Source organism: Actinoplanes sp. CA-252034, assembly GCF_050956125.1.
Taxonomy (GTDB): Bacteria; Actinomycetota; Actinomycetes; order Mycobacteriales; family Micromonosporaceae; genus Actinoplanes.
In genome coordinates, this window is sequence record NZ_CP191846.1 from 3,859,202 (window position 1) to 3,884,442 (window position 25,241).

Consider the following 25,241-nt stretch of genomic DNA (forward strand, 5'->3'; position numbering starts at 1 on the left):
CGGGCTGGTTGGTCTCCGGGCTGGTTGGTCTCCGGGCTGGTCGGTCACCGGGCTGGTCGGTCACCGACCTCGTCGACGAGCGCCTGCTCGGTGGTGTCGAGGTCGCTGCCGAGGAACTCGTGCGTCCTCGGGTTGAAGACCCACATGGTGCTGCCCTTGCCGAACCGCCAGGTCACGCCGGTGCCGGTGCGGCCCGCGGCGTCCACCGCGTCGTCGACGACCGAGATCCCCGGAATGCGGGCCGCCGCCTGGAACAGAGCGGCCCGCTGGGCCGGCCGCAGATAGCGCGACGAACCGAGTGTCCCCATGTCCTTGGCGATGCCGTTCGTCTTGTTCTCCGCCGGATCGTCGTCGAGGTGAGAGTTCGACAGGTTGAGGTATCGCGCCATGGCCTCGGCGTCCTCCGGGAGATCGGGCAGGTAGGCCGGGTCCGCCTCGCACGACCCACCCTGATCCGGGCCGGAGACGTAGCGGCCGTCGCGGCAGCCGGGAAACGCGAACCGATCCACGACCCCGCCCTGCATGTTGAAGCCGAGACCGTCGCGGGTGCCGTCGATCGAATACCACCGCTCGGCGAGGACCCGGCCGTCACGCCCCACGGTCCGGGTGTAGAGGAACCGGCCCGGCTCGGGCACCACGTCGGGAGCCTTCGCGGCGGTGTCGGCGGCCAACTCCAGAACCTGGGCCACCGGTCGCATCGACAGGCGTGTGCCAGGACCGTAGCCGGGCGTCGCCGACAGCGTCCCCGGGGCCCGGACCGGATCGGTGGGTGGGGAGGCGACCTGTGGGAACGGCACCGGCTCGCTGGCGAGCGGCCACACCGCGAACGCCGTGGCCGTGACGGCGACGACGCTCGCCGCCAGCGCCCAGGCGCCCGTGCGCAGACGCTGTGAACGGGCCGCCCGCCGGGTGCTCGTCACCAGGTCGGCCGGACGTGGCGCCGCGTCGGCCTCGGCGTTGAAGAGGTCACGCAACTGCTGCTCGATCAGGTCGCTCATGGTCCCTCCAGGACAGTCTCGGGTGTGGGTCGGCGTGTCGTCGGCATGGCCGTCGGGGGCGCCTGGCTGCGGAGGGTGGCCAGGGCGCGGGAGGCGGTGGCGCGCACCGAGCTCTCGGTGATCCCCATCGTCTCGGCGATGGTGGCGTCACTGAGGTCCGCGTAGTAGCGCAGCACCAGCACCGTGCGGGCTCGTGGCGCCAGGCCGGACAGCATCGTCCGCAGCTGGTCGCGCTCGGCGAACGCGTCGCCCGGATCGGGCAGCGCACCGGCCGCGGCGTCACTGATCTCGCTCGGCCGCTCAGTGGTCCACCGTCGGCGCCGCCAGCTCAGATGGGCGTTGACCAGCACCTTGCGCACGTAGGAGTCGGGTCTTCGGGCGGCCGTCACCTTCGCCCAGTTGCGATATGCGTCGACCAGCGCGCTCTGTGCCAGATCCTCGGCGTGCTGCCGGTCGCCGGTGAGCACGAACGCCAGCCGGACCAGCGACTGGCCGTGCTCGGCCACGAAACTCTCGAACGTCATACCTGCCCCATCGGTTGCCATCACCTCGAAGACGCACCGGCGGACTGCGCCCGCTGCAGCCGCGGAGAAAATGTCGGAGGGTGCTGCCATCATCTCGGGCATGGAGATCCTGCCGGGTGAGGGTGTGGCGTCGGTCAAGGTCGGCGAGAGCCGCGACGTGGTCGAGAGTCGGGTCGGCCCACCCGTGCATCCGGGGCGGCACAGCCGGGCGGTCTACGACACCGACCCGATGTTGGTGATCACCTATCGGGAGGACGAGACCGTCGAGCTGGTGGAGATCGGCTACGGCGGTCCGGAGGTGTTCTTCGAGGGTGTTCAGCTGACCTACCGATTCATGGACGATGTGGTCGCCGAGCTGGCCGCGCTCGGCCACCGGGCCGAGCCGTTCGACGTCGGGTTCGCCTTCGAGCCCGGTTTCGCGATCTTCTCGATGTCGTCGCTGTCGGCGTCGGAGCTCGACCCGGCGGCGTCCGTCGACGACCCGCGCCGAGTGGTCGAGGGCGTGTCGGTGGCGCCGTTCGACTACTTCCGGGAGCCGACCGAGGAGGAGATCGAGGCGTACATCCGCGCCCGGGAGGAGTCGCCGTGAGGCTGCGCTCCGCTTCCGGCGAGGCGGAATGAACCGGTCGCCCTCAGGGTTGGATGACGTGTCAACTACTTCGGGAGGGTTCGCCATGACGACCATCGGCATTCTCGGTGCGGGCAAGCTCGGCACCGTGCTGGCACGGCTGGCCGTCGCGGCCGGATACCGGGTGCTGATCGCCGGCTCCGGTGATCCGGCGAAGATCGAGCTCATCGTCACCGTGCTCGCCCCCGGCGCGACGGCCGTCACCGCTGCCGAGGCTGCTGAGCGGGCCGACGTGGTCGTGCTGGCGCTGCCGCTCGGCAAGCACCGGACCGTTCCGGCGGAGGCGCTGCGTGGCAAGCTCGTCATCGACGCCATGAACTACTGGTGGGAGGTCGACGGGATCCGTGACGACCTGCGGTCGGACACCAGCTCGCTGGTTCGTGACTCGCTGCCCGGGGCGCGTGTCGTCAAGGCCTTCAACCACATGGGCTATCACGTGCTCGAGGAGGAGGCTCGACCAGCTGGTACGCCGGGACGCAAGGCCAACGCCATCGCCGGAGACGACCCCGCTGACCTGGCCGAGGTCGCCGCGATCGTCGACCGGCTCGGCTTCGACCCGGTCGTGGCCGGTGCGCTGGCCGAGGGGGTCCGGATGGAGCCGGGCACCGACCTGTTCGGCTCCAACAGCGACGCCGCCGAGGTGCGCGCCATGCTCGGCCGGTTCGGGCAGCGTGTGTGATCGGCCTGCGCCCGCTCGGCCGGTTCGGGCAGCGCGTGTGATCGGCCTGCGCCCGCTCGGCAGGTTCGGGCAGCGCGTGTGATCGGCCTGCGCCGTGCTCGGCGGTTTTCGGGAGCGCGTGTGACCGGTCCGCGCCGTGCTCGGCGGGTTTCGGCAGCGCGTGTGATCGGTCAGCGCGACCGGCGCCACCATGGTCGCTTGGGCGGTTCCGGGACCAAATCGGAGGGGAAGGGGCCGGGCCGCTCCGCCTTGTTCCACACGATCGGGGTGGGGCCGGCCGACTCCAGGGGGAAACGCGGGAGGCTGGACTGGATCAGGCAGAGAAGCTGCTCACCCTGGAGTTGGGCGTTGCGCGAGTGAGTGGCGAAGATGTCGAGCAGGGCGCGTGCCACATCGGGCGACGCGCTGGCGAAATGGTCGAATCCGGTCATGGCCAGGACGAGCCCGGTCGCGTCCGCCGGAAAGCCGTAGGCGTGGGCGGCCACTTCACCCAGGCAGTCGTTCAAGGCGTCGAGGTTGTTGCCGTAGTGCGCCGGGAAATCCAGGGCGACAGCCAGGGCGGCGTGCATCTGTTGGGCCGTTCGCCATGTGCTCGCCTCCAGCGACACGACGTGGTAACCGTCCATCCGCAGAGCCGTCAGCGTCTGCACCAGCCCGGTCATGCGGTGAAAGAGGATCAGCGAGGAATCGGACAGCAGTTTGGCGCCCTCGACACGACGAGGATCCCGATCACCGGTCGACATAGGTGACGATGGTAGTCGGCCCGGCCGGTGGTGAGCCGTGGCCTGATCGCGTCGGGGCAGTGCTGACCGGTGGTGAGCCGCGCGGCTTGATCGTGTCGAGGTAGCGGTGAACCGGTGGTGAGCCGTGGCCTGATCGCGTCGGGGTAGCGGTGACCGAACGCCTCCGCCAGAGAGGCGCGCTGTTGGGCCGGAGTGGGCAATCCGTCGCGCGGTAGCCACGAGCAGATTTGTGGCCGTACCGCATAGGGGTTGGTGTCCGCCCTGCCGCCGAAGACCGGTGACCGGCGATCGGATCGGAAGGTCGGCGGACGGAAAGCGGCCCGGCCGCCGCGAACGCTACGCGGCGGCCGGGCCGAGGACCGGCCCGGCCGCCGGGGGGGGGGGGGGGGGGTAGCTGCCGGACCGGAGGGAATTGGTCCAGCCGCCGGGGGTAGCAGCGGGACCGGGGGATCAGGCCGGCCGCCGGGGTGGCAGCCGGATCGGAGGGATCAGGCCGGGGGTGGCAGCCGGCTTGGAGGGATCAGGCCGGCCGCCGGGGGTGGCAGCCGGATCGGAGGGATCAAGCCGGCTGCCGGACCGGAGGGATCAGCGGAGAACGGGCTCGGCCGGCTCCGCGTGGGACGGGTGGTGGACGACGTGGTGGGCGCGTTCGAGTGCGGCGCCCTCGACGTCGACGTTGGGCAGGATGCGGTCCAGCCAGCGGGGGATCCACCAGGCCGAGCGGCCCAGCAGGTGCATGACCGCCGGGATGAGCAGCATCCGGACCAGGAAGGCGTCGACCAGGACGCCGAAGGCCAGGCCGAAGCCGAGCGAGCGGATCATCGCGGTGTTGGAGAAGATGAAGCCGCCGAACACCGAGATCATGATGATCGCCGCCGCGGTGACGACCGTGCGGCCGGCGTGGACGCCCTGCTGGACGGCCAGGCGGGCGGGAGCGCCGTGGGCGAAGGCCTCGCGCATGCCGGACACCAGGAACAGCTGGTAGTCCATGGCCAGGCCGAACAGGATGCCGATCAGGATCGTCGGCAGGAAGCTCAGCACCGGGCCCGGGTCGTGGATGCCGAAGACGGCGCTCAGCCAGCCCCACTGGAAGATCGCGGTGATGCCACCGAACGTCGCGAACAGGCTGAGGATGAAGCCGAGCGTCGCCGTCACCGGCACCAGGATCGACCGGAACACGAAGATCATGATGATCAGCGAGATGCCGATGACCAGCCCCAGGTAGAGGGGCAGCACGTTGTCCAGCTTCTCCGAGATGTCGATGTTGCCGCTGGCGGAGCCGGCCACGCCGAGGGTGACGTCGCCGTTCAGCGGGTCGAGGCCGCGCAGGTCGTGGACGAGCTGCTCGGTCTCGGCGCTGGTCGGGCCGGTCACCGGGATGATCTGGAAGCCGAGGGTGCGGCCGTCGGAGGAGGCGCCGATCGGGGCGACCGCGGCGACGTTGTTCTGGGAGAGCAGCACGTTGCCGATGCGGAGCTGCTCCGCCTGCTGGGCGTCGCCAGTGACCGGGGCGGGCAGGTCGGCGACGACGACCAGGGAGCCGTTGACGCCGGGGCCGAAGCGGTCGGCGATCAGCTTGTACGCCTGGTACTGGGTGGACGCCGTGTCCTCGGACGAGCCGTCCGGCAGGCCCAGCCGCATCGACATCGCCGGGATGGCGACCGCGACCAGGGCGATCAGCAGGGCCAGGACGGTGACGACGGCCCGGGGGTGCCCATCGGCTTGACCGAGGCGTTCGACACGGCGTGGGCCTTGCGGTTGAGGACCCGCTTGCCGATCAGCGCGAGCAGCGCGGGGGTCAGGGTGACCGCCAGGAGTACGGCCACCGCGACACAGATCGCCGCAACGGTGCCCATCAGCCCCAGGAACGGGATCCCGGTCACGTTGAGGGCCAGCAGGGCGACCAGCACCGTGGACCCGGCGAACACCACCGCGTTGCCGGAGGTGCCGTTGGCCAGCCCGATCGACTCGTGGAAGTCGATGCCGTCGAGCAGCTGCCGTCGGTGCCGGTTGAGGATGAACAGGCTGTAGTCGATGCCGACGGCCAGGCCCAGCATGACGCCGAGGACCGGGGTGATCGACAGCATCTCCACCACGCCGGAGAGCGCCAGCGACGCGGTCACGCCGATGCCGACGCCGGCCAGGGCGCTGAGGATGGGCAGGGCGGCGCCGACCAGCGTACGCAGCATGACCAGCAGCGTGATCGCGGCGATGATGAGGCCGACCACCTCGCCGACGCCGACGATCTCGGGCAGTCCCTGGGTGATCTCGTTGGAGTACTCCGCCTCGACGCCACCGGGCAGGCCCGCGTTGACGTGCTCGACGACGCGCTCCTTGGTCTCCGGGGTGACGTCGAGCTGCGGCACGGTGAACCGGACCTGCGCGACCGCGGTGGAGCCGTCCACCGAGACCTGCCGGATCGGCGACGACATGGCGAGCAGCCGCTGGCCGACGGCCAGCTTCTCGGCCTGCGTCTCCAACTCCTTGCGCTTCTCGATGATCAGCGCCTGCTGCTCGTCGATCTTCGCCTGGGTGGCGGCGTCGGCTCCGTCGCCGAGCAGCGCCTTGGCCCCGTTGATCTGCTGCTGGCCCTCGTTGAGCTGGTCGCGGCCGTCCTCGATCTGCTTCAGGCCGTCGGCGACCTGGGCGCGCCGGTCGCTGATCTGCTGGGAGATCGCGAACGGGTCGGTGGTGGAGGCGACGCCCTCGAGCTTCCCGGTCGAGGCGAGCAGCGCGGAGATCGCGGTCTTCTGCGAGTCGGTCAGGGGTGTGTCGTCGGGGGTGTGGAAGACGATCTTCCCGTTGCCGCCGGCCGCGACCGGGAGCCGTTCGCCGAGGCGCTCGCTCACCTTCGCGGTCTCGGTGCCGGGAATGTCGACGACCGGGGACAGCTCGCCGCGGGCGACGAAGTAGCCGGTGACGGCGACACCCAGGACCACCAGCCAGGAGGCCAGGACGACGCCGGCACGCCGGGCGCAGAAGCGGCCCAGGCGGTAGAGGAGCTCGGCCAATGTGGTTCGTTCCTTCTAATAGCCTGTGCGGACAGTTTCGATCATGCGTTCGAGCAGGTGGTGCCACAGCTCACGGGACTGCTCGTCGGTTTGCGCGGCGGTCACCGCGATCCAGTGGGTGGCGACCGCCACCGTGCCGTTCATCAGTGAGCTGACCAGGATCGCGGCGTCCAGGGGGTCGGCTTCGGGATATTTGCGGGCCAGTTCGAGCGCCATCTCCTCGCACGTGCGCGCGACGGTGGCGTGGAAGATCTGCGCGGCCTGCGGGTTGCCCGGAGCGAATCCGCCCAGGGCCCGCCAGAGGTAGGCGATGATGCCGGGCACGTCGGTGACCCGCAGCGCCCCGGCGACGTCGGTGAACATCGACTCCCGCTCGCCGGACGTGACGGTGGTGCGGAAACCGTCGATCACCACGTGGAGCATCTCGGTGCAGACCGTGGTGACGACGTCGTCGATCGACGCGAAATGGTTGAAGATCGTGCGCCGGGAGATGTCGGCGCGCTCGGCGAGCTGGTCGACGCTGAACCGGCCGCCCTCGGAGATCAGGGCGTTGGCCGCGTCGAGGATGGCGCGCCGATGACGGGCCTTGAGAGCCGACCGCCGATCGATGGTCACGCTTCTACACTAAGTGCATCGTTGCACTAGGTGCAAAGCGGCCCCCCATCGCTGGTCCGATGGGGGGCCGCTTTTTCCGAGGAGGATCAGAGTCTCTGGGTCTCGGTCGTGGCGGAGTGCAGCTCGGCAGTGGTCTCGGTGACGAACTTGCCGGTGCTCGCGCTGCGGTTGACCTCGCGGTCACCGCGCTCCTTCTCGCCGCCGACCTTCTCGGTGGTCGTCGTGCTCGGGTTGCGCTCCGCGGTGCTCTCCTTGACGAACCGCCCGCTGCGAGCGCTGCGGTTGACCTCGTGCTCGTTGCCGGCCATCGGGGGGCCTCCTCGTCCGGTGTGACTGTCGTTGCGCCCCTATCTGTGCCCGTTTCCCCGGACCGGAAACTACTGTGGCCGATGTGATCACCGTGGTCGACGCGTGTGTCCGGGACGGCAGGGGCGGCAGCCCCACCCTCGTCGCCGACGACGAGGGTGGCGATCGCTGCGCGATCGTCCGATCCAGCGGCGCGTCGCACGGCGCCTTCCTCGACCTCCCGATCGTTCGCTTCTTCACGGGTACGAGCGAGTTGCGCAACTGTGGACACGGGACGATCGCCGCGCACGCGGTCCTGCTGTCCCGCAGCGGCTCGACGCGGCAGCGGCTCACCCAGCACACCGGCGGCCGGGTCTACGAGGTGACCGCGACGCGACTGGCCGACGGCGGGATCGAGGTGTGGTTCGACCAGGGGCCGGTCACCGTCGAGGCGCCGCCCGCCGACCTCGGGGAGATCCTCGGCGCGCTCGCGCTCGACGACCACGGCGGCATCGTGGTCGCGTCGCCCGGCATCCCGCGCCTGCTCATTCCGGTCGCCGATCCGTCGGCTCTGGCTCCCGACTTCCCCCGGCTGGCCCAGGCCTGCCGTGACCTGGAGATGCTGGGCTGCCTCGTCTACCGCCTCGACGGCCCGGTGGCCGTGGCCCGGTTGTTCGCCCCGGCCATCGGGGTCGACGAGGACGTGGCGAACGCGAACAGCTCCGGGTGCCTCGCCGCCCACCTCGGCCGGCCGGTCGAGGTGTGGCAGGGCGACGCGCTGGGACGGCCGTCGGCGATCCGGGCGGACACCGACGGCCGCACGACCCGGGTGGGCGGGATCGTCAGACTGCGCTGAGCGCCCGTTTCAGGCCGGTCTCCGGTGGGGCCGGTCTCCCGGTGGGGCCGGTTCTCTAGGCTGCGCCGAGTGCCTGGTCCAGGTCGGCGATCAGGTCGTCGGGGTGCTCGATGCCCACCGCGATACGGATGGTGCCGGGGCCGATCGACGCGGCCCTCAGCGCGTCGTCGTCCAGTTGGCGGTGCGAGCTCGACGCCGGATGCAGGATCAGGGTCTGCGTGCCGCCCAGCGACGGCGCGAGCTTGATCACCCGTACCCCCTTCTGGAAACGCAGACCCGCCTCGTAGCCGCCGGCCAGATCGAAGCAGAACGGCGCGGCGAAGCCGCCGACGAACGCCGAGGCGATCGCATGGCTCGGATGGTCGGGAGCGCCGGTCCACAGCACCCGCTCGACCGCCGGGTGCCCGGTCAGGAAACCGGCGACCCGTGCCACGTTGTCGGTGTGCCGGGCGATGCGCAGCGGCAGTGTCTGCAGGCCGCGCAGGGTCAGCCAGGCCGCGAACGGGTCCGGGACGGCGCCGAACTCGACCGCCTCCGACCACACCTCCCGGTAGAGGGTGTCGTCGGCGAAGACCGCGATGCCGCCGGTCACGTCGCTGTGCCCACCCAGGAACTTCGTCACCGAGTGCAGCACCACGTCGGCGCCGTGCTCGATCGGGCGGCACAGCAGCGGCGTCGCGAACGTGTTGTCGACGACCGTCACGATGCCGGCCTCGCGGGCGATCGGCGCGAGCGCGGGCAGATCGCTGACGTGGCCGGTCGGGTTGGCCACGGTCTCCAGGTACAGCAGCCTGGTACGCGGGGTGATCGCCGCGCGTACCTCCTCGGGATCGTGCCCGGACACGAAGGTCACCGTGAGGTTGTTGCGGTCGGCGAGTTTGCGCAGCGCGGCATGCGTGCCGCCGTAGAGGGTGTGCTGCGCGATCACATGGTCTCCCGCCCGCAGCAGGCTGTGCAGCAGCAGCGAGACGGCGCCCATCCCGGAGCCGGTGGCGATCGCGGCCACGCCGCCCTCCAACTCGGCGACGATCTCCTCGAGGGCCCGTACGGTCGGGTTGGCGAAACGGGAGTAGACGAACGAGCCGTCCGGCCGGTTGAGGCCGTCGGCCAGCGGATCCGGGTCGTCGAAGGCGAACGACGACGTCTGATAGAGCGGCACGCTCAACGGCGTGCTGTCCGGAACCGGGGCGCGGAGGTGAACGACGCGGGTATCGGCATGCATACTCCGATCCTGTCCCCGGAGGCGGTGCGGGGACAGGGCCAATGCCGCTGGAATGGCTCGCTGACGAGTTTCATCGGGGTCGCTGAGCCTGTGCGGGTCGCCGCGGGATCGGCTGCCGTTCGTGGCCGCTCTGCTCTGTCGACTGCAACCTCAGCACACGCTCCTCGACCACGATCGACCCCGTCCCCTCGAACGTCAGGAAACCCCGATGAACGCCGAAGCTCTCGACCCGCGCTGGGTCGGCACCTGGGCCGCAGAGATCACCGCGTACCTGCAGTCTGTCCTGTCCGCGTTCGACACCTACTACCCGTTCCCGCCCGGCGAGAACGAAGTCGTCCTGGCAGGCCCCGACCAGAGCCCGCTCGACGCCACTCTGGTAAACCGAGCTGCTTCACCCGACCTGACCGCCTTCTACGAGGTGATCAAAGAGGTCACCATGTCGGACATCGGAAACGGGTTCTTCATCCACCCACCTGACGTCGTCGTCGCCCGACTCGCTGACGGCCCCGTCCTCTTGCGCGACGGCGACACCGGAACGGTCTTCGCCGGCAACGGCGGCGGAATCCTCTACGCCATCAGCCCCGACAACACGGTGCACCGGTCAAACGACGCCTCCACCGACAGCGGCTTCGAGCCCGTCGCCACCGACTTGCGTGACTTCCTCGGACAGGTCCTCAACGCCGTCGCACACTTCACGGCCACCAGAACCCCCGGCGACCTCTGACCCTGCCCTCGATCAGCGGCAGGCATCCGGACGGTTCCCATCGAGACGCTGACTCTCGAAAGCCAGGCTGTGGCGGCGGGCCCGAGGTCGCGGCGCCGGCCGCCATCGCGGTCTGAGAAAGATGTCAGGGGGTCAGGGCATGATGCGGGACATGTTCAGCTTTCCCGGCTCACCGGCCGTCTCCGGTGACGAGTTCTCCCTGTCGGCTGCGTCCACCACCGTGGAGCGGCTCCGGCTCGTTCAAGCCGTCGCGGCCCTCCCCCCGGCGTCCGCGGGTGTCGTGCCATGGCTGGCCCGGGTGTCGGCGGACGAGGCGGCCGAGCCTGAGGTGCGGCTGGCCGCGCTCGTCCACCTGGTGCGCCGCAGCGCCGATCAGCGGCTGGTCACGTCGCGCTGAGGAGGCAGGCTCCTCTTTGCACTCGGGACTCGTCATATGTAGTTGGACTACGTATAGTCGAGTGCATGCGGGAGACGACCTACTTCATCCTCGCGGCTCTCCAAGACGGGCCGCTACACGGCTACGCGATCATCCAAAGGGCCTCGGCCCTGTCCAGCGGGCGTATCAAGTTGGCAACCGGCACCCTCTACACCGCGCTCGAGCGCCTGACCACCGCCGGGCACATCCGGGTCGTCGACGAGCAGATCGTCAACGGCCGGGCCCGCCGGTCTTACGAGCTCACCCCCGAGGGTGGCGCCGCCCTCCAGCAGCACGCCGAGCAGTTGGCCGCCGCCGCCCGCGTCGTCACCGAGCGCCGCGTGAGCCGGACGGTGGTGCGCCCCGCATGACCACCGCAGGAGGGACCACCGTGGAGCAGCGCTATGCCCGGCTCGTCAAGCTCTACCCGTCGCGCTACCCGCGTGACGAGATCCTCGACACCGTCCTGCAGAGCAACGCCCGGTTCACCGCGCGTGAGGCGTTCGCCCTGGTCGTCGGCGCGCTACGGGCCCGGACGGGCGCCGACGTGCACCGCGGTCCGGCGGCGTTCCTGCAGTCCGCGACCCGGCTCGCCGCGCTGGCGCTGCTGGTCCACGCGGCCGCCGTCGACCTCCTGCGGGCGCTGCCCCTGGACGTCCCGGCCATCTTCCAGAGTGCCGGCGGCATCGTGCAGTATGCGACGGCCGGCCTGGTCGCGCTGGCCCTGCACCTGGCCGCGATCGTCACCCTGGCGCGCGGCGCCTACCTGCTGTCCGCGGCCGCAGCCGTCATCGGCCTGGTCGCGGGAGTCGTCGCCGGCTCCCGCTTCGGCGGCCCATGGGTGCACGAGGGCTTCTGGGCCGCCCCACTCGCGGCCGTGCTCGTCGGTGGCCTGACGTGCACCCGTCACCGTGAGCGATCCTCGCCACTGTGGTGGCTCCTCGCCGTCGTGCCCGCCGTCGTTCTGCTCCCGACCGGCTCCGGCGTGATGCTCAGCCCGGCACTGTTCATCGAGACCCAGGCCTTCCTGGTGATGGCCGCCATCGCGGTCGGCTGGTCCCTCCTCGACGCGCGGGTGCCCGTCGCGGTGGCCGCCCTGGGCCTCGGCAACCTGCTTACGATCGTGCAGGTCGTCCTGGTCAACGGCATCGTCGGCGACGCACCGGTCGCCGGTCAGGTCGCGTTCGCCGCGGCGCCGACCCTGGTCCTGCTGGTCGCCGCGACGATCAGCCGGCGTCGCTCACCGATCTGAACCACAAGGGGGTACGGGGTAGGCCGCGCCACAAGCACAGGACCGCGGTCCCGTGCCCACGGCGCGGCGCAGGCTTCCCCGTGCGGCCCCAAGGCGCCTCACGGGCGTGTCCCCGCCTGGCGTTCAGGACCTGGTCAGGGAAGCGGTCGCCACGTTGAGCGGTTCGCCGAGGTCGTGCCAGGACATCTGCATCCGCCCGTCGGCGTCGATGCGCAGGGTGATGTCGGCCGCGTCGACGCAGGTTCCGCGGGGGTTCCAGCCGGTTTCCTGCCTCAAATGGATCTCGCGTTCGGTGGGCCACGGCGTGACGACCGTCAAGGTTCCGTTGCAGCCCAGCGACGTGTCGAAGCCGCCGGTCGACGACGTCGCGGTGAACGTGATCGTCACCTCCCACGACGACACCGTGCCGATCGGCTGCTTCGCGGTCCCGGACCACTCGCCGACGAAGGCCGCCGGGATCGCTCCAGGCGGCTTGGACGGTGACGGGCTGCTCGACGGCGTCGCCGAGCCGGTGCCGACGATCGGCGTCGATGACCGACCCCCTTCGAGCCATGCCGTCCGGACGACCGCCCCCGCGGCGATGAGGGTGCTGACGACCAGCACCATCGTCCAGAGGACATGCCACGGGAACGGCCGGCTCGCGTCGATCCCCGCATCCCGATGGGGCCACGGCGCGGGATTCCCAGCATCCGCCGGACGACGCGGCCCGGCCGGGAGCCGCCCGGCATCCGGATCGGCCCCGATGGCTGGCCCAGTGTCGCCGGGGGCCCCGGTGGCGCCGGCGCCGGCGGCCCCGGTCTCCCGTGTCGGCTGCTGACCGCTTCCAGCCGGTGCCTCGCTGACCTGGGGCACCGTAACGGTCGTGCGGTCCTCCGGCGGCGTGGTGAGGGCGGGATCGGTGAGCGGACGTTCGTCGTCTCGAAGGGTGGCGGCCTGCGGTCCTTCGCCGTCTCGAACGGTGGCCGTCTGCGGGCGTTCGTCGTTGTGAGCGGTGGCGGTCTGCGGGCGCTCGTCGTCCCGAATGGTGGCGGTCTGCGGACGTTCGCCGTCTCGAACGGTGGCGGGTAGCGGGCTTTCGTCGGCTCGAAGGGTGGCCGTCTGCGGGTGCTCGCCGTCTCGAGCGGAGGCGGCCTTCGGTCGTTCGCCGTGGTCTCGGACGATGGCGGTCAGCATGGTTTGCGCCTGGTCTGCGGTGAGACGCCGGGCCGGGTCCTTGGCGAGCAGGCCCTCGATGACCGGCCACAGTGAGCCGGCCCGGGCGGGTGGCTCGGGGCTGCGGTGCAGGATGGCGGCGAGAGTGCCGGGAAGGTCGTCGCCCGGGAACGGGGATCGGCCGGTCACCGCGATGTAGAGGGTGACGCCGAGGGCCCACAGGTCGGTCGCGGCGCTCGCCGGCTGCCCGTCGTACCGTTCCGGGGCCAGGAACGCGGGTGAGCCGATCATCTGCCCGGTCGAGGTGATCGAGGTGGCGTCGTCGATGGCCGCGATCCCGAAGTCGGTGAGGACCACCCGGTCGGCGTCGAGCAGGATGTTGGCGGGTTTGACGTCCCGGTGCAGCACACCCTGGCGGTGGGCGGCGTGGAGCGCGTCGACGACCTGCAGGCCGATGTCGGCGGCCCGGCGTTCCGGCAGAGTGCCCTCGGCGCGGACGGCCGCCGCGAGCGAGGGCCCGTCGATCAGCTCCATGACGATCCACGGCCGTCCGTCCTCGGTGACGACGTCGTGGACCGTGACGATGCCCCGATGCCGTAGCCGGGCGGCGGCCCGCGCCTCCCGGAAGGCGCGTCGGATCATCGGATCGTCCGGTCCGGCGCCGTCGTCCGGCGAGTAGATCTCCTTGAGCGCCACGTCCCGCCCGAGCAGGGTGTCGTGGGCTTCCCAGACCGCGCCCATTCCGCCGCGGCCCAGCCATCCCGACAGCCGGTATCGGCCACCGACCACGCGTGTCGCACCCCCGGACATGCCGCGAAACTTACCCGCCACCGATCAACCGTGGTGAGCGCCGGGACCGGTGGATCGATCCGGCCCGCCCCGAGAGCTGTATCGCGGCAGCTCTCACGGCCGGCCGGAGACGAACCGGCAGCCCGGCCGGAGCTGAACCGGCAGCCCGGCCGGAGCTGAACCGGCAGCCCGGCCGGAGGTGAACCCGCAGCCCGGCCGGGTGTCGGGGCATTCGGCCGGCCGCAGATGAACCGGCCGGGTGCCGGGGCAATGAGGTCAGGGTGGTCGACGGCAGCGCCCGTACCCGCTGCCACGGGCGTTGCCGGATCACGACTGGGCGGCGGGCGCGTGGCTGCGGCAGCGCGAGGAGGGCCACGTGTTCGTGGGTGAGCTTCCAATGGTCCCTGTGCCGGACGCGGACCGGTTGATCGAGCGCGTCGAGGAGCTGGAACGCTTCGCCCGCGGCTTCGACTGGCGGGTCCATGACCTGGTGGTGGCTCCGGCGATCGCGATCGAGACTCCGGATCAGGGTGCCATCCGCGGCTCGGACCGGCTGGAGATCCACTCGAGCAGTGGTTTGCGCTGAGTGTTCTGGAAGGCGGTGAACAGCCAGCCTTCGGTACGGCGTACCGCCACCAGGGTTTGGATCTTGTCGGTCCTGGGTTTGCTGTTCCGGCGTTTGAGGACCGCGCCGCGGCTGACCACGATCGCGACGTCCGGTGTGGGGAAGCGGACCGAGTCGATCTCGCCGTGCAGGCGGGTGCCGCGCAGGAACCGGGTCCACAGCGCGTCGTGGGTGTCGATGATCTTCGCGCGGCCGCGGTAGTGCGTGCCGGTGTAGATGACGTAGTCGGCGTCCTCGGTGAAGACCGATCCGAACGTCTCGGCGTCGGCGCGGGCCCAGGCGTCGTTCATGATCTCGAAGAGCCGGCGCAGGGCGGCCAGGTCGTCGGTGCTCATCGGGTCTCCTCGTAGAATCGTTCCGCAGGAGGGAAGTCTCGATAGATCGAGATTTCCTGCCAATCGAAGTTTCTGCCGAGGGGCCCGCCATGTCAACCCGTCCGGACCTGACCGCCGCGGTCGGCGCGCAACTGCGTACACAGTCGAGCCTGGCCGTCGTGCTGCACCAGGCGATCGCCGAGCGGTTCGGACTCGGCCCCAGCGACCTGAAATGCCTGGATCTGGCGGCCCGCGAGCCCGACCTCACCGCCGGCCGGATCGCCGAGGTCGCCGGCATGAGCACGTCGGCGGTGACCGCCCTGCTGGATCGCCTGGAGAGCCGCGGACTGGTCGAGCGCCGCCGTGACCCCGGCGACCGGCGGCGGGTCTTCGTGCAGCTCACCGGCCGGCACCACGAGCAACTCGCCGAGGCGTTCGCGCCGCTCACCGAGCTGACCACGGAGACGCTCGGCGGCTACACCGACGCGGAGCTGGAGCTCATCCACGGCTTCCTGGACAAACTGATCCGGGGCAGCCGCGACTTCCTGGAGCGGCTGCCCCGCACGGGCTGAACCCCCGTCACTCGCTACAGCCCGCCAGATTCCGTACGTCCCGCGGCATGTCACGCCCCTTCTCGCCGGTCGCCGCCCAGAGCATCCTGGACCAGTCCCCGCGCTTCGACGCGTGCATGTCCTTCAGAACCGGCCAGTTCCGGCTGCCGCGCAGCGCCGCGGCCGCGGTCTCGGCGGCCATGTCGTCGCCGGCCTCGTCGGCGCGCACCCACTCGCCGGCCCAGCCGCAGGCGACCAGCTTCACCACCCGGGCCTGGAACTGGTACGGCGTGTACGCGCCGTCCAGTCCCAGGTTCCCGGCGTCGAATCCGGGCGGGCGCGGCACCCCGGTGAGGGCCTTCTCCGCCTCGGTCGTCGCCTCACCGGGAGTGACGACCTCCGGCGGCAGCGCGGCCAGGAAGACATCCGGCTCGACCCGTTCGATCCGCTCGAGCAGACCGTCGAAGTAGGACCGGCTCACCCCGCCGCCCTGGACGCGGATCTCGACGAAGGTGCCGTCGCGCGGGTCGAGCATGACCGCGAAGTCGCTGCGGCTGTAGGTGAACACCTTCGCGTCGGTCCCGGCCACCCGGGTCGCCCTCGGTCTGCTGACGTGCAGCCGGTCCTCCAGATAGCCCTGGTAGTGCTCGGCCCGGTACCAGGTCATGGTGACGCCGCGGTCGCCCTTGTGGAAGACGGCGGAACCGGTCCCGCCGGCGAAGCCGTAGATCACCCGCAGCTTCCAGCCGGGCTCGTCGATGAGCAGCCGCGGATGGCTCGCGGCGTACTTCAGATCCAGCTCGTGACCGCCGCCCGCACCGCCGGTCGACGGGCTGGGCGACGCCTCAGGCGTGACGCTCGGCAGAGCGAGCGGGACGGGCCGGGAACGATCAGGCAGCAGGGTGGAGGCGCTCAGGATCCCGGCCACCACGGCAGCGGCGGCCACCGCCCCGGCGAGACGGCGGCGCAGTGGGAAGGACGGCGCGTGCGGCACGGACATGATCTCCTCCAGGAGGTCCGCCCCGTCGAGGCGGCCGGCGAAGGAACGGTGGGGATCCGCGTCGAGGAGCTGGTCGTCGTTCATCGGCCCTCCTCCGGGACGGTCGCGGTCAGGACGTCGAGTACATGTCCGGGTGTCGGCGGATCGTCACCGACCAGTTCCCGTAACCGGGCCCGCGCCCGCGACAGCCGGGTCCGTACCGCGCCCGCGCTCATGCCGACGACCTCGGCGACCTCCCGCGGCTGCAGCCCCTCCCAGACGGTGAGCATCAGGACCTCCCGATCCGTCTCGGGCAGCCGGGCCAGCGCTGCCCGCACGGCGAGTCGCTGCGGCACCTCGTGTCCGGGATCGGCGGCGACCAGCTCGGTGATGCGCTGGCGCAGCCGCTCGCCGAGCCGGTCCCGGCGCACACCGCCACGGTGGTGGTTGGCGACGACGCGACGGGCCACCCCGTACAGCCACAGGGTGACCTCGTCGTCGGGCGGCAGCTCACGGCCGCGCCGCCACGCCACCAGGAACGTCTCGGCGACGACGTCCGACGCGTCCTCGGCCTGCTCGACCCGGCGCATCGCGTACGCCAGCATCGCCTCGAAGTTGGCCGCGTAGACCCGCCGGAAGCGCTCCTCAGGAGAGATCACGTCACGTCCATGTCCGGTCCGGCCCCGAACGTTACCGCCGTGCGTACCGAATCGTTCCGGTCCCGGGACTCGCTGGAACACCTCACCGGCCGCCGGGCAAGTCGCGGCGAAGAGGGAGGGCGCGGGCGGAAATCGCCGGCAGGTGCCGGACGGCACCTGCCGGAACGACGGTCCCGATGATCAGCTTCAGCGCAGCAGGGCCAGGTTCTGGATGGCGGCCAGGCCGTAGAGGGCGGTGGTGTTGGTGTCGACCCAGGAGGCGTCGTCGACCGGGTTGAGGACTTCCGGGCCGGTCAGCGCGACGGTCCGCCACGGGGAGGCGTCGGTGTAGCCGTCGGTGGTGTTGAACTCGCGCCAGGCCCTGGTGGCCAGGGCCGCGTCGCCGAGGCGGGACGCGGCGTAGGCGGTCAGGCGGGAGTGGCCCTGCTTGAGGATCAGGTTGCCGAAGTGGGCGCCGGTCTCGGCGGTCTGCTCGTCGCGGGTCGCGTTGAACAGGCGGCAGTACTGCAGCCAGGCGGCCTCGAAAGCGGGCATGTCGACCAGGGCGATCAGCTCGGCGCAGATCTCCACCTGACCGAACATGGCGCTCAGGTGCGACACGCTCACGGTCTTCTGCGCGGGAGCGAACTCGCCGGTGTCCAGGTCGTAGAGGCCGCTGCCGGTGACGAACCCGTTGGGCATCCGGCCGATGGTGCGCATGGTGGCGAGCAGCTTCTTCTCGGCGATCGCGGCCTTCGGGCCGCGGCGCTCCCACTCGGTCAGCCAGGCCGCGGCCAGGCCGCTCCAGTCGGTGCCGAGACCGATCGACAGGGCGTGCGGGTCCGGCGTGTACGGCTCGGTGCGGATCTTGCGCAGCGGGTCGAGGGCCAGGAACGTCCGGTCGGAGTCGACCAGTTCGTGCATGAGGTCGCCGACCCGCTCGTCGGCGGTCAGGAAGTAGAAGATGCGCCGGTAGACGGCGGTGCTGATGCGCTGCTGTTTGGCGCTGTCGGCCCAGTGCTGGACGCCGTGGCGCGTACCCAGTCCGGCCCATTTGCCCAGGTGGTAGACGTCGACCTCGCCGGTGTGCCGGGTCATCGCCTCGGCGAAGCGGAAGATGTCGGCGCGCCCGGAGCGCAGGTAGGCGAACCACAGCCACAGGTCCGGCGACAGTTCGGAGTTGTCCCACGCGTAGCCGCCGATGTCGTAGCGCCACACGTGCCGGTCCACGTCCGGTGTGTGCATCACGTCGCCGTAGTTCCAGAACCCGTACCAGTGCCGGGCTTCGACCTGGTCACGGTAGTAGTCGAAGAGGAAGTCGAGCCGGTCCTCGATCTTCGCCCGGTCGGGCGTGGACCGGTCGACGGGGGCGAACAACCCCCCGAACGCTCCGGCGGCGGCCAGGTGGGCGGGCGGAGCGACGATCTGCGGTGGATTCTTGATCGTACGGGCGAGAGCAGCCGTCTCCACGGAAGAGGGAGTGGCGGCGAGCGCGAAGAAGCTGAGCTCCGTGGTTCGCGCGATGCCGTACGGCGTACCGAATCCGGGCTCGTAGTCCTCGTAGGTGATGTTGAGCCCTTCGAGCTGCTCAGGATAGGTGTCCTGGCCGAGCCCGTCGTGGTAGAACCGGGTGTCCATCGGCCCCGCCTCCGGCGACCACATCCACAGTGTCGCCTGCGCCTCGGCGGTGTCGGCGCCCCGGATGTCGAGCTGCGCCGGGTATTTCTGCCAGAAGTCGCGCATCCCGAACCCGAGCCCGCCGCTGACCCCGCCGACGTAGCCGAACCCGCCGGCCCGCTGTCCCGAGTCCACGTCGATCCACCCGTGCCCGGCCCTGGTGCGTTTGCGGATCGTGTACCCCTGCGAGCTGAGCTGTGCGAGCGTGTAGTCGCCCCAGGTCGGGATGAGCGGCAGCCGGGTGGTGACGCGCTGGTCCCAGGTCGCCGGATCGGGCAGTCTCTGGCCGGCGAGCTGCGCGTTCCGTACCACTGCTCCGGGGTCTCGGCGCAAGCCGGTGATGCCCTTGACCGCCTCGCGCAGGAGCCCGTCGCCGTCGCCGGAGATGCGGATGTGCCGGTCGTAGGCCTCGTCGCGCATCGGCACCCCGACGCGCACCCCGAGCCCCGCGACGAACTCCTTCTGCCCCTCGGAGTCGAACAGGAACGTGTGCACGACCCGCACGTGCTCGGCTCCCGCGTAGAGGTAGAGCCGCACGATGAACGGCAGCCACGACCGCCCGCGCCGCCGATGGTCGCCTTCGATCCGGACGACCGCCCGCACGGGTCCGCGCTGTTCGACGGTCACGCGCCGGATGTCGCTGGTCAGGCGCTCCCGGGAGGTGCGGCGCTCGTCCCCGTCGCCGGCGGTGGTCTGGCGCAGGCTGACGAGCTCCAACGCGCGAGCGATCTCCACTCCGCCGCGCGTGATCGACCTGATCAGCGACGAGCCGCGACGGCGGATCACCACATCGATCACACCGGTTCCGACGGTGATCGTGTCGTGTCTCTCGGCGACTGTCACGGCGGTGGTGACCGGAGCGCCGGCGGTCCGGCTCAGCGTGTACGACGAGGAGAGCGGCGCGTCGGCGGGCAGCGCGTGTGCGCTCCACTTGAGCGACCCGTCCGGCCAGTATCCGATCGGCCAGCTCTGCACCGGCACGGCCGTGCCCTCGGCGCTGGTCAACGCGAACGGTGAGTCGGCCGGGACGGCGCCCTGTGGCCACGGCACACCCCAGGTGCTGCCGACGTTGGTGCCGGGCCGGTCTTCGAGCCACTTCAGTGCCACGGTGTCGGGTGCCTGCACGGGAGCCGGCGGCACTCGCAGCGGGAGGGGCTCGGCCGCGGCGGGCGAGCCGGGGACAGCGGCGAGCAGGGGAGTGGCGGCGACGCCGCGTACGAAGGTGCGGCGGGAGAGTTCCTGCATGGGGATCAGCCTTCGAGTCCGGAGGTGGCGAGACCGCTGCCGCACACGGTGGTGGTGAGCTCGGCGCCCGTAGGGGAGTCCTCCCCGTGTAACGTTTCATCTGCGTGCGTGAAAGAGGCCTGGGCAGCGGAGATTGAGGTCAAATCATCGAATTGCTTCGATTGGATGACGGCAGCTTTGCATGCAGGTCAATGGCACGTCAACGCCCGCCAGGCATTGATAGGAAGCTTTATGATGACGCGTGAGGGCGGGCCGCCCGGGACTTAGCGGAAACCTTGACAGGTTCCAAGTGATCGCTAACATCCGAGCGGCCCGCCCGACTCTCACCGGGCCGCGACGGTCACCTCGGGGTAACGGGCCGACACCCCGTCGAGCAGAGGCTGCGGCCGGTGCCGCAGGTGCTCGTCGAACATCGCCCGTACGTAGCGGCGGGTGATCCCGGTGGCCCGTGCGCCCGGCGTCGTCGCACCGATGTCGATGCCGAGCTGATCGGCGAAGATCCCGAGATCGGTGAACGACGCGTGGTCGGTCCCGGCCACCGCCAGCCACCGCTTCCATCCGGTGAGGTTGGCGAAGTCCGCGGTCAGCCACCGGTCGTGGCCGCCCGGCAGATGATCGTCGCTGGTCAGCACGAGCGCCGGCCGGGACAGGCCGGTCACCGGGATCACCGGCTCGCCGCCACTGTTCGTCGTGCCGTCCACGTCGATCCCGGCGTCGATGCGACGGTCCGTGGCCAGGGCGGCCAGAGCGGACGCCCCACCCGCCGAGTGCCCGGCCGCGCCGATCCGCCGGGTGTCGATCAGCCGGCTGCCCCGCCACGCCGGATCCCGGCCGGTCAGCTCGTCGAGGACGAACGACATGTCGGCCGCGCGGCTGCGGTACAACCTGCCGAAGAACGCCCGGTCGTCGTCGAGCGCGCACGCCGCGCACCCGGTGATCCGCCCGTCCGGGAAGGTGATCGCGTAGGTCTCGTAGGTGTGGTCGATGCCGGCCACCACATAGCCGTGACTGGCCAGATCCTCGGCCAGCCCGGTCAGCGTGGCGATCGGCTGGGTCCAGCCCGGTGACAGTACGACCAGCGGCAGGCTGTGCGGGCTGCCGGCCGGTCTCGCGTCCACGATCGCGTGCGTGCCGACCGTGCTGAAGATGTCCAGCGGGACGCCCTCCAGGTGCTTGCCCTCGATCAGCAGGCGGGACTCCTCGGCGGACAGGTACTCGGTGCGGGTGCCCTGCCGGGTACTCGTCGGATACCAGAGGGTGACCATCAGCTCCCGGGCGGTCTGCTCGGGCACCCACGGGTCGGGGCGGGCGGTGTCCCTCAGGTACAGCTCGGTGGCGCCGACCGCGTACCGGCCGGTCGGCGCCGACAGTTGCAGAGGCTCGGCCGCCTGCGCCGCGGTCCCGGTCACCACCGGGACGAGCAGGCCGGCGGTGAGTGCGCACACCGCGAGGAGGGCTCTCATGGGCTGTTCCCTTCGATCGGAGTCAACCGATGCTAGGAACGGCGGCGACCTCGAATCGTCCGCCCGCGGACCGACATCGGGCGGCGCCCGTCAGACCGTGGTGATACATCGCGTGAGGGATCAGCGGGTCAGCGAGCTGTCCACACCGGCCCGGAAGTAGTCCTGGAACTCCGGCAGCGGCCGTGCGCCGGGATCGGCCCGGGCCAGCGCCGACGCGGCCTGCCGGATCTCCCGGCTCGTCACCGCACTGTGCACCCACGTCTCGACGAACGCGGTGTCGTCGGTCATCAGGAAGCCCCGGGCGCCGGTGAGGAAGGCCGGATCCAGATCGGGCACCGTCTCGGTCAGCGCGATCACCGCCTGGGCCAGGGCGACCGTCTGCGCGGGGGTGGCCACATCGAAGCCGAGCACCTGGATCGCGGACGCGGCCAGGCCGGGGTCGTCGGCCGCCAGCTCGGCGGCGGCCTCGCGCAGCAGCACCGGCCGGGTCTGCAAACCGTGCCGCTGGTCGTCGGTCAGGGTCAGCTCGGGAACGTCCAGACCGCGCCGGCGCCGCAACCGCAGCCCGGTGATCGAGGCCTGCAGCACGAGCATCTCGTTAACACTGTGCCGGGATACGTCGGCGGCCTCGTCGGCCAGCCCCGCCGCGGCGTCCAGCCGGCCGCGGCCCTCCTCGATCACGGTCATCTTCAGCAGCAGGTCCAGAGCCATGTCGACGGCGCCGGCCCGGATCGCCGCCTCGACCCCCGTGCGGGCCACCCGCAACGCCTCGTCCGGCAGGCTGAGGAACCGCAGCGCCTCGGCCTCCAGGGCGTAGAGCGGGCTCCGCGGAGACCGGTCGGCGCGCTCGCGCAGCGTGGTCACGGCGTCCTGCGCCCGCCCGGCCTGCAGGTACCGGCCGGCGATGCGGCCCGCCTGGTCCTCCCACTCGACCAGGCTCGCCGCCCGGCGGACCGCGTCGTCGAGGGTGATCCCGAGATGCCGGGCAAGCCACAGCCGCTGCGCGGGCGGCACCTCCTCGACGGCGCTGCGGAGATGATCGGCGGCGGCCGGCAGCCAGCGGACGTCCAGCACGTCCGCGGGTTGCCGCAGCCGCAGCCGGTGATAGATCTCCTCGGCCCGGCTGACCGGATCGTCGCGCGTCGCGTAGTACGCCACGGCGCCCTGATCGATCTCGGTGACCACCTCCTCGCGCACCTGGTCGGTGAGGTCCTGCAGCATCGACCGGCGCACGTCGGCGCGGTGCCGGAGACTGCCGTCGGCGTCCTGTCCGACCAGCGCGACCTCGGCGCCCAGCTCCCGGACGACCTGCTCGGCGGTCGTCTCGCGCAGGTCGAGGCCGCACGGTCCGGCGAGCACGTCGCGGACGACGCCGGGGGTGATGCGGCGTACCACCAGGCCGGGGAAGGCGACCGCCCGGGCGGTGTCCGAGTGCAGGTGGCGCAGGATCCGGCCGTACAGCAGCGCCTGGATCTTCTCGGCCCGCAGGTGGGTCAGAAAGTCGCTGCGTGACTCGCGCAGGCGCTCCACGCCCTCGTCGCGCAGCAGCCGGACGGCGAGCTTGAGGCACATCGGGTTGCGGCTGACCACCGCGATGACGTCGTCGAGGTCCGCCACGGAGAGCCCCGGCAGCTCCGGCCGCCGCAGCAGGTCCCGCGCCGACTCCTGGTCGAGGACGCCCAGGTCGACCTCGCCCCGCCGCCCCGGGAAGACCTGGCTCAGCTCGCGGGGGAGGGCCCGCCCCGCGACGACGATCCGGAGACCGCCCAGGATGTCGAGGAGTTCGCGAAGGAAGTCCAGGAGCAGCCACACCACGTCGCCGCCGAGGTATTGAGCCTCCTCGAACGTGTCGACGACGACGAGCATGTGACGGTCACCGAGCCGGTATTCGAGCAGTTTGCGCACGGCGTCGTGGACCGGCTGCAGGTTCGACTCGAAAGCATGCGTGTCGTCCTGTCGTCTCAGCAGGTGGGCGAGCTCCTTCAGGAGGGCGTCGCGCGCGCCGGGTGGGATGTCGAGTTGGGCCGCGAGCTGCTCGAACATGGCCAGCACCAGAGTCGTGGGCCGGTCGGGGCGCACCGTCGGGCGATCGATGTCGACATAGGCGACGGGCAGGCGCATCCCGGCCACCGTCAGCAGCAGCTGCGCCAGCAGGGTCGACTTGCCGACCCCACCGGGGCCGTGAACGAACACGAGAGGCGCCGGGAAGGGCGAGTCGTCGAGGACGTACCGGCGCAGCTCGAGGAGCTCCTCGGACCGTCCGACGAAGCCCTCCGCCACCAGGCGGCGCATCGGGGCGGTCACGTCGTCGCGGGCGAGCGCCCGCAGGACGTCCCGCGCCGGCGGAAGGACGTCGAGGATGCCGTCGAGCCAGTCGTGCAGGGTGACCAGGGCGGCCAGCTCGGGACGCGACAGCTCCGCCGGACTGATCGGCCGGTCGTCCAGGACCAGCTCGAACATGCGCTGCACCGGCAGATCGGGATGGTCCGGATTGGCCCGCAGCGCGTCGCGCATCCCGGTCCGGGTGCCGAGCGTGGCCAGACGTGCCCGGCGGTCGGCGAGGGTCAGCGTCCACAGTCCCCGGCCCGCGCCCTCGGACACCGGCTCGCAGCGCGGCAGCAGGCTGTCGATCACCGAGAGCCCGTCCGCGTCCTCCACCGGACCGGCCGGGCGCAGGGTGAGCGGGTCGAAGGCCTCCAGCACGGCGGCCGCGTCCAGATAGGGGCCGAGGTCGTCGGCGCCCGCGTCCAGCCCGAGGATGCTCTCCAGCTCGGCGAGGGTGAACACGCTGTCGTCAGCTTCGCTCAATGGGCTCACCCCGTCGCAGCTTCTCGCCCATTTCGTTGATCACCAGGCAGAGCCGGCTCATCACCGCCTTGGACAGGACGGGGTGCCCGGACATCAGGCTCTGCGCGTACGTCAGCGCCTGCTTCTCGGTCAGGGGGTTCCCGCTGTGCTCGGCGATCGACCGGAAGTGCTCGGCGAGGTGCGCCTCGCTCGGGAACCGGGCGTCCTCCTGCGCGACGTACAGCAGCTCCGGATCGGTGACCTCGGCGTTGTAGCCGAGCAGCGCCACCCACAGGTTCCGTGGCCGCGACTCCTCCACGGCGAAGGCCAGCGCGTACGCGGCCTCCCGAACCTCCCGGGTGACCGCCGGATCGTTGAGGTCGTCGATGACCAGCCAGTACGCGCTCGGCAGATGGGTCACCTGGCCGGTGAAGGCGGCCACCAGCGAGTCGATGCGGGCCGCCTGTGGATCGTCGGTGAGCTCCGGCAACCGGGTCAGGTCCAGGCCGAGCAGCCGGAAGACCTGCTCGAAGAACATGCGGGGGCTGTACGCCGTGTTGCTGAGCCGCAGACGTGTCGAGACAGCGCCGACCGTGGACGCCGCGAGGTGACGCAGGAAGGTGTAGGTGTACGACTTCCCGCCGGGCTCCACGCCCCGGACGATCAGCACATGCGTCGTGTTGTGGGAGGGATCGACGAACTCGCTCAGCGCCCGCCGCAGGTCGCCCCGATTCACGAACGCCGCCCGGCCCACCATGATCGCGCCCAGCGGCGTGCCGTTGAGGGAGACGAAGTCGGGCCGCAGCAACTCGGTGGCCGCCTCCCGGATCGCCGGGTTCGGCCCCGCCGTGGACAGCGCCGTCAGCAGGTCGTGGTCGCGGGGCGGGAAGACCTTCGAGTTCAGCTCGTTGATCAGGGTGTACGCGCGGTCCCGTAGGCTGCCGTCAGCCTTCAGGTTGACCAGGTTCACGTTCAGGCGGTCGCTGGCGAACTGGTCGAGTCCGTTGTGGTCCCACCAGTCGCCGATCGTCTTCGCGAGGCGCGACACCTGGGCGCCGGTGAGGGGCAC

Annotated in this window: 25 protein-coding genes; 9 read left to right on the top strand and 16 right to left on the bottom strand. The window is 71.0% G+C overall.

Annotated elements, in window-relative coordinates; all coding sequences use genetic code 11:
* Positions 1 to 44: 44 nt before the first annotated feature.
* Complete coding sequence (locus ACQPZW_RS17390) at positions 45 to 998, bottom strand: CU044_5270 family protein (protein WP_433795932.1); 954 nt, start codon at positions 996 to 998, stop codon at positions 45 to 47.
* A complete protein-coding gene (locus tag ACQPZW_RS17395) occupies positions 995 to 1,522 on the bottom strand; it encodes a SigE family RNA polymerase sigma factor (protein WP_433795933.1) in 528 nt (175 codons plus the stop codon). Before ACQPZW_RS17395 ends, ACQPZW_RS17390 begins: the two co-directional genes overlap by 4 nt.
* A 100-nt stretch (positions 1,523 to 1,622) precedes the next feature.
* Here ACQPZW_RS17395 and ACQPZW_RS17400 point away from each other — a divergent pair, with 100 nt between their 5' ends.
* Positions 1,623 to 2,111, top strand: coding sequence for a hypothetical protein (locus tag ACQPZW_RS17400; RefSeq protein WP_433795934.1), 489 nt, complete (start codon positions 1,623 to 1,625; stop codon positions 2,109 to 2,111).
* 85 nt (positions 2,112 to 2,196) lie between these two features.
* Positions 2,197 to 2,829 (top strand): NADPH-dependent F420 reductase, encoded by a 633-nt coding sequence (locus tag ACQPZW_RS17405; protein ID WP_433795935.1) that lies wholly within the window; start codon positions 2,197 to 2,199, stop codon positions 2,827 to 2,829.
* Between the two features lie 170 nt (positions 2,830 to 2,999).
* Here the strand turns inward: ACQPZW_RS17405 and ACQPZW_RS17410 are convergent, their stop codons facing one another.
* From ACQPZW_RS17410 to ACQPZW_RS17430, 5 genes are all read right to left on the bottom strand, one after another.
* Positions 3,000 to 3,572, bottom strand: coding sequence for a barstar family protein (locus tag ACQPZW_RS17410; RefSeq protein ID WP_433795936.1), 573 nt, complete (start codon positions 3,570 to 3,572; stop codon positions 3,000 to 3,002).
* 585 nt (positions 3,573 to 4,157) lie between these two features.
* Positions 4,158 to 5,219: an MMPL family transporter gene (locus ACQPZW_RS17415; protein ID WP_433795937.1), complete on the bottom strand. Its 1,062-nt coding sequence runs from the start codon at positions 5,217 to 5,219 to the stop codon at positions 4,158 to 4,160.
* A gap of 29 nt (positions 5,220 to 5,248) precedes the next feature.
* Positions 5,249 to 6,583, bottom strand: a complete 1,335-nt coding sequence (locus ACQPZW_RS17420) for an MMPL family transporter (RefSeq protein WP_433795938.1) — start codon at positions 6,581 to 6,583, stop codon at positions 5,249 to 5,251.
* Positions 6,584 to 6,598: 15 nt separating this feature from the next.
* On the bottom strand, positions 6,599 to 7,198 hold the full coding sequence (locus tag ACQPZW_RS17425; protein WP_433795939.1) for a TetR/AcrR family transcriptional regulator: 600 nt from the start codon (positions 7,196 to 7,198) through the stop codon (positions 6,599 to 6,601).
* Positions 7,199 to 7,284: 86 nt separating this feature from the next.
* On the bottom strand, positions 7,285 to 7,506 hold the full coding sequence (locus ACQPZW_RS17430) for a hypothetical protein (protein WP_433795940.1): 222 nt from the start codon (positions 7,504 to 7,506) through the stop codon (positions 7,285 to 7,287).
* Between the two features lie 83 nt (positions 7,507 to 7,589).
* Here ACQPZW_RS17430 and ACQPZW_RS17435 point away from each other — a divergent pair, with 83 nt between their 5' ends.
* On the top strand, positions 7,590 to 8,339 hold the full coding sequence (locus ACQPZW_RS17435; protein ID WP_433795941.1) for a PhzF family phenazine biosynthesis protein: 750 nt from the start codon (positions 7,590 to 7,592) through the stop codon (positions 8,337 to 8,339).
* Positions 8,340 to 8,394: 55 nt separating this feature from the next.
* On the opposite strand, the gene ACQPZW_RS17440 is transcribed toward ACQPZW_RS17435, so the two are convergent.
* Positions 8,395 to 9,561 (bottom strand): trans-sulfuration enzyme family protein, encoded by a 1,167-nt coding sequence (locus ACQPZW_RS17440; RefSeq protein WP_433795942.1) that lies wholly within the window; start codon positions 9,559 to 9,561, stop codon positions 8,395 to 8,397.
* Between the two features lie 208 nt (positions 9,562 to 9,769).
* Between ACQPZW_RS17440 and ACQPZW_RS17445 the strand changes: the two genes are divergently transcribed.
* The 4 genes from ACQPZW_RS17445 to ACQPZW_RS17460 all read left to right on the top strand — a co-directional run bounded on the left by ACQPZW_RS17445 (position 9,770) and on the right by ACQPZW_RS17460 (position 11,952).
* A complete protein-coding gene (locus ACQPZW_RS17445) occupies positions 9,770 to 10,285 on the top strand; it encodes a hypothetical protein (protein ID WP_433795943.1) in 516 nt (171 codons plus the stop codon).
* A gap of 151 nt (positions 10,286 to 10,436) precedes the next feature.
* Positions 10,437 to 10,682 carry a hypothetical protein gene (locus ACQPZW_RS17450; protein WP_433795944.1) on the top strand — a complete coding sequence of 82 codons (246 nt, stop codon included), beginning with the start codon at positions 10,437 to 10,439 and terminating at the stop codon, positions 10,680 to 10,682.
* A gap of 65 nt (positions 10,683 to 10,747) precedes the next feature.
* On the top strand, positions 10,748 to 11,071 hold the full coding sequence (locus tag ACQPZW_RS17455; RefSeq protein WP_433795945.1) for a PadR family transcriptional regulator: 324 nt from the start codon (positions 10,748 to 10,750) through the stop codon (positions 11,069 to 11,071).
* On the top strand, positions 11,068 to 11,952 hold the full coding sequence (locus tag ACQPZW_RS17460) for a hypothetical protein (protein WP_433795946.1): 885 nt from the start codon (positions 11,068 to 11,070) through the stop codon (positions 11,950 to 11,952). Before ACQPZW_RS17455 ends, ACQPZW_RS17460 begins: the two co-directional genes overlap by 4 nt.
* 123 nt (positions 11,953 to 12,075) lie before the next feature.
* On the opposite strand, the gene ACQPZW_RS17465 is transcribed toward ACQPZW_RS17460, so the two are convergent.
* Complete coding sequence (locus ACQPZW_RS17465; protein WP_433795947.1) at positions 12,076 to 13,914, bottom strand: protein kinase domain-containing protein; 1,839 nt, start codon at positions 13,912 to 13,914, stop codon at positions 12,076 to 12,078.
* Positions 13,915 to 14,269: 355 nt separating this feature from the next.
* On the opposite strand from ACQPZW_RS17465, the gene ACQPZW_RS17470 reads away from it, so the two are divergent.
* Positions 14,270 to 14,479: a hypothetical protein gene (locus ACQPZW_RS17470; RefSeq protein WP_433795948.1), complete on the top strand. Its 210-nt coding sequence runs from the start codon at positions 14,270 to 14,272 to the stop codon at positions 14,477 to 14,479.
* On the opposite strand, the gene ACQPZW_RS17475 is transcribed toward ACQPZW_RS17470, so the two are convergent.
* Positions 14,419 to 14,853 carry an SgcJ/EcaC family oxidoreductase gene (locus ACQPZW_RS17475; protein WP_433795949.1) on the bottom strand — a complete coding sequence of 145 codons (435 nt, stop codon included), beginning with the start codon at positions 14,851 to 14,853 and terminating at the stop codon, positions 14,419 to 14,421. The genes ACQPZW_RS17470 and ACQPZW_RS17475 overlap by 61 nt on opposite strands.
* An 89-nt stretch (positions 14,854 to 14,942) precedes the next feature.
* On the opposite strand from ACQPZW_RS17475, the gene ACQPZW_RS17480 reads away from it, so the two are divergent.
* The gene (locus ACQPZW_RS17480; RefSeq protein ID WP_433795950.1) at positions 14,943 to 15,404 is read left to right on the top strand and encodes a MarR family winged helix-turn-helix transcriptional regulator; all 462 of its coding nucleotides are present in this window, start codon (positions 14,943 to 14,945) and stop codon (positions 15,402 to 15,404) included.
* 7 nt (positions 15,405 to 15,411) lie between these two features.
* Here ACQPZW_RS17480 and ACQPZW_RS17485 read toward each other — a convergent pair whose 3' ends face one another.
* The 6 genes from ACQPZW_RS17485 to ACQPZW_RS17510 form a co-directional block, all read right to left on the bottom strand.
* Positions 15,412 to 16,467, bottom strand: coding sequence for a hypothetical protein (locus ACQPZW_RS17485; RefSeq protein WP_433795951.1), 1,056 nt, complete (start codon positions 16,465 to 16,467; stop codon positions 15,412 to 15,414).
* Positions 16,464 to 17,021 carry an RNA polymerase sigma factor gene (locus ACQPZW_RS17490; protein ID WP_433795952.1) on the bottom strand — a complete coding sequence of 186 codons (558 nt, stop codon included), beginning with the start codon at positions 17,019 to 17,021 and terminating at the stop codon, positions 16,464 to 16,466. The genes ACQPZW_RS17485 and ACQPZW_RS17490 overlap by 4 nt, the downstream gene beginning before the upstream one ends.
* 186 nt (positions 17,022 to 17,207) lie before the next feature.
* Positions 17,208 to 19,922 carry a hypothetical protein gene (locus ACQPZW_RS17495; protein WP_433795953.1) on the bottom strand — a complete coding sequence of 905 codons (2,715 nt, stop codon included), beginning with the start codon at positions 19,920 to 19,922 and terminating at the stop codon, positions 17,208 to 17,210.
* Positions 19,923 to 20,245: 323 nt separating this feature from the next.
* Positions 20,246 to 21,385, bottom strand: a complete 1,140-nt coding sequence (locus ACQPZW_RS17500) for an alpha/beta hydrolase family protein (protein WP_433795954.1) — start codon at positions 21,383 to 21,385, stop codon at positions 20,246 to 20,248.
* 120 nt (positions 21,386 to 21,505) lie between these two features.
* On the bottom strand, positions 21,506 to 24,193 hold the full coding sequence (locus ACQPZW_RS17505) for an ATP-binding protein (protein WP_433795955.1): 2,688 nt from the start codon (positions 24,191 to 24,193) through the stop codon (positions 21,506 to 21,508).
* Entirely contained in the window at positions 24,180 to 25,241 is a 1,062-nt protein-coding gene (locus ACQPZW_RS17510; protein WP_433795956.1) for a hypothetical protein, read from the bottom strand. Before ACQPZW_RS17510 ends, ACQPZW_RS17505 begins: the two co-directional genes overlap by 14 nt.

What these genes read in the sequence shown, in the direction of transcription:
- ACQPZW_RS17390 (WP_433795932.1), bottom strand. Translation starts at nt 998, where the DNA reads ATGAGCGACCTGATCGAGCAGCAGTTGCGTGACCTCTTCAACGCCGAG.
- ACQPZW_RS17395 (WP_433795933.1), bottom strand. Translation starts at nt 1,522, where the DNA reads ATGACGTTCGAGAGTTTCGTGGCCGAGCACGGCCAGTCGCTGGTCCGG.
- ACQPZW_RS17400 (WP_433795934.1), top strand. Translation starts at nt 1,623, where the DNA reads ATGGAGATCCTGCCGGGTGAGGGTGTGGCGTCGGTCAAGGTCGGCGAG.
- ACQPZW_RS17405 (WP_433795935.1), top strand. Translation starts at nt 2,197, where the DNA reads ATGACGACCATCGGCATTCTCGGTGCGGGCAAGCTCGGCACCGTGCTG.
- ACQPZW_RS17410 (WP_433795936.1), bottom strand. Translation starts at nt 3,572, where the DNA reads ATGTCGACCGGTGATCGGGATCCTCGTCGTGTCGAGGGCGCCAAACTG.
- ACQPZW_RS17415 (WP_433795937.1), bottom strand. Translation starts at nt 5,219, where the DNA reads ATGTCGATGCGGCTGGGCCTGCCGGACGGCTCGTCCGAGGACACGGCG.
- ACQPZW_RS17430 (WP_433795940.1), bottom strand. Translation starts at nt 7,506, where the DNA reads ATGGCCGGCAACGAGCACGAGGTCAACCGCAGCGCTCGCAGCGGGCGG.
- ACQPZW_RS17440 (WP_433795942.1), bottom strand. Translation starts at nt 9,561, where the DNA reads ATGCATGCCGATACCCGCGTCGTTCACCTCCGCGCCCCGGTTCCGGAC.
- ACQPZW_RS17445 (WP_433795943.1), top strand. Translation starts at nt 9,770, where the DNA reads ATGAACGCCGAAGCTCTCGACCCGCGCTGGGTCGGCACCTGGGCCGCA.
- ACQPZW_RS17450 (WP_433795944.1), top strand. Translation starts at nt 10,437, where the DNA reads ATGTTCAGCTTTCCCGGCTCACCGGCCGTCTCCGGTGACGAGTTCTCC.
- ACQPZW_RS17455 (WP_433795945.1), top strand. Translation starts at nt 10,748, where the DNA reads ATGCGGGAGACGACCTACTTCATCCTCGCGGCTCTCCAAGACGGGCCG.
- ACQPZW_RS17460 (WP_433795946.1), top strand. Translation starts at nt 11,068, where the DNA reads ATGACCACCGCAGGAGGGACCACCGTGGAGCAGCGCTATGCCCGGCTC.
- ACQPZW_RS17465 (WP_433795947.1), bottom strand. Translation starts at nt 13,914, where the DNA reads ATGTCCGGGGGTGCGACACGCGTGGTCGGTGGCCGATACCGGCTGTCG.
- ACQPZW_RS17475 (WP_433795949.1), bottom strand. Translation starts at nt 14,853, where the DNA reads ATGAGCACCGACGACCTGGCCGCCCTGCGCCGGCTCTTCGAGATCATG.
- ACQPZW_RS17480 (WP_433795950.1), top strand. Translation starts at nt 14,943, where the DNA reads ATGTCAACCCGTCCGGACCTGACCGCCGCGGTCGGCGCGCAACTGCGT.
- ACQPZW_RS17485 (WP_433795951.1), bottom strand. Translation starts at nt 16,467, where the DNA reads ATGAACGACGACCAGCTCCTCGACGCGGATCCCCACCGTTCCTTCGCC.
- ACQPZW_RS17495 (WP_433795953.1), bottom strand. Translation starts at nt 19,922, where the DNA reads ATGCAGGAACTCTCCCGCCGCACCTTCGTACGCGGCGTCGCCGCCACT.
- ACQPZW_RS17500 (WP_433795954.1), bottom strand. Translation starts at nt 21,385, where the DNA reads ATGAGAGCCCTCCTCGCGGTGTGCGCACTCACCGCCGGCCTGCTCGTC.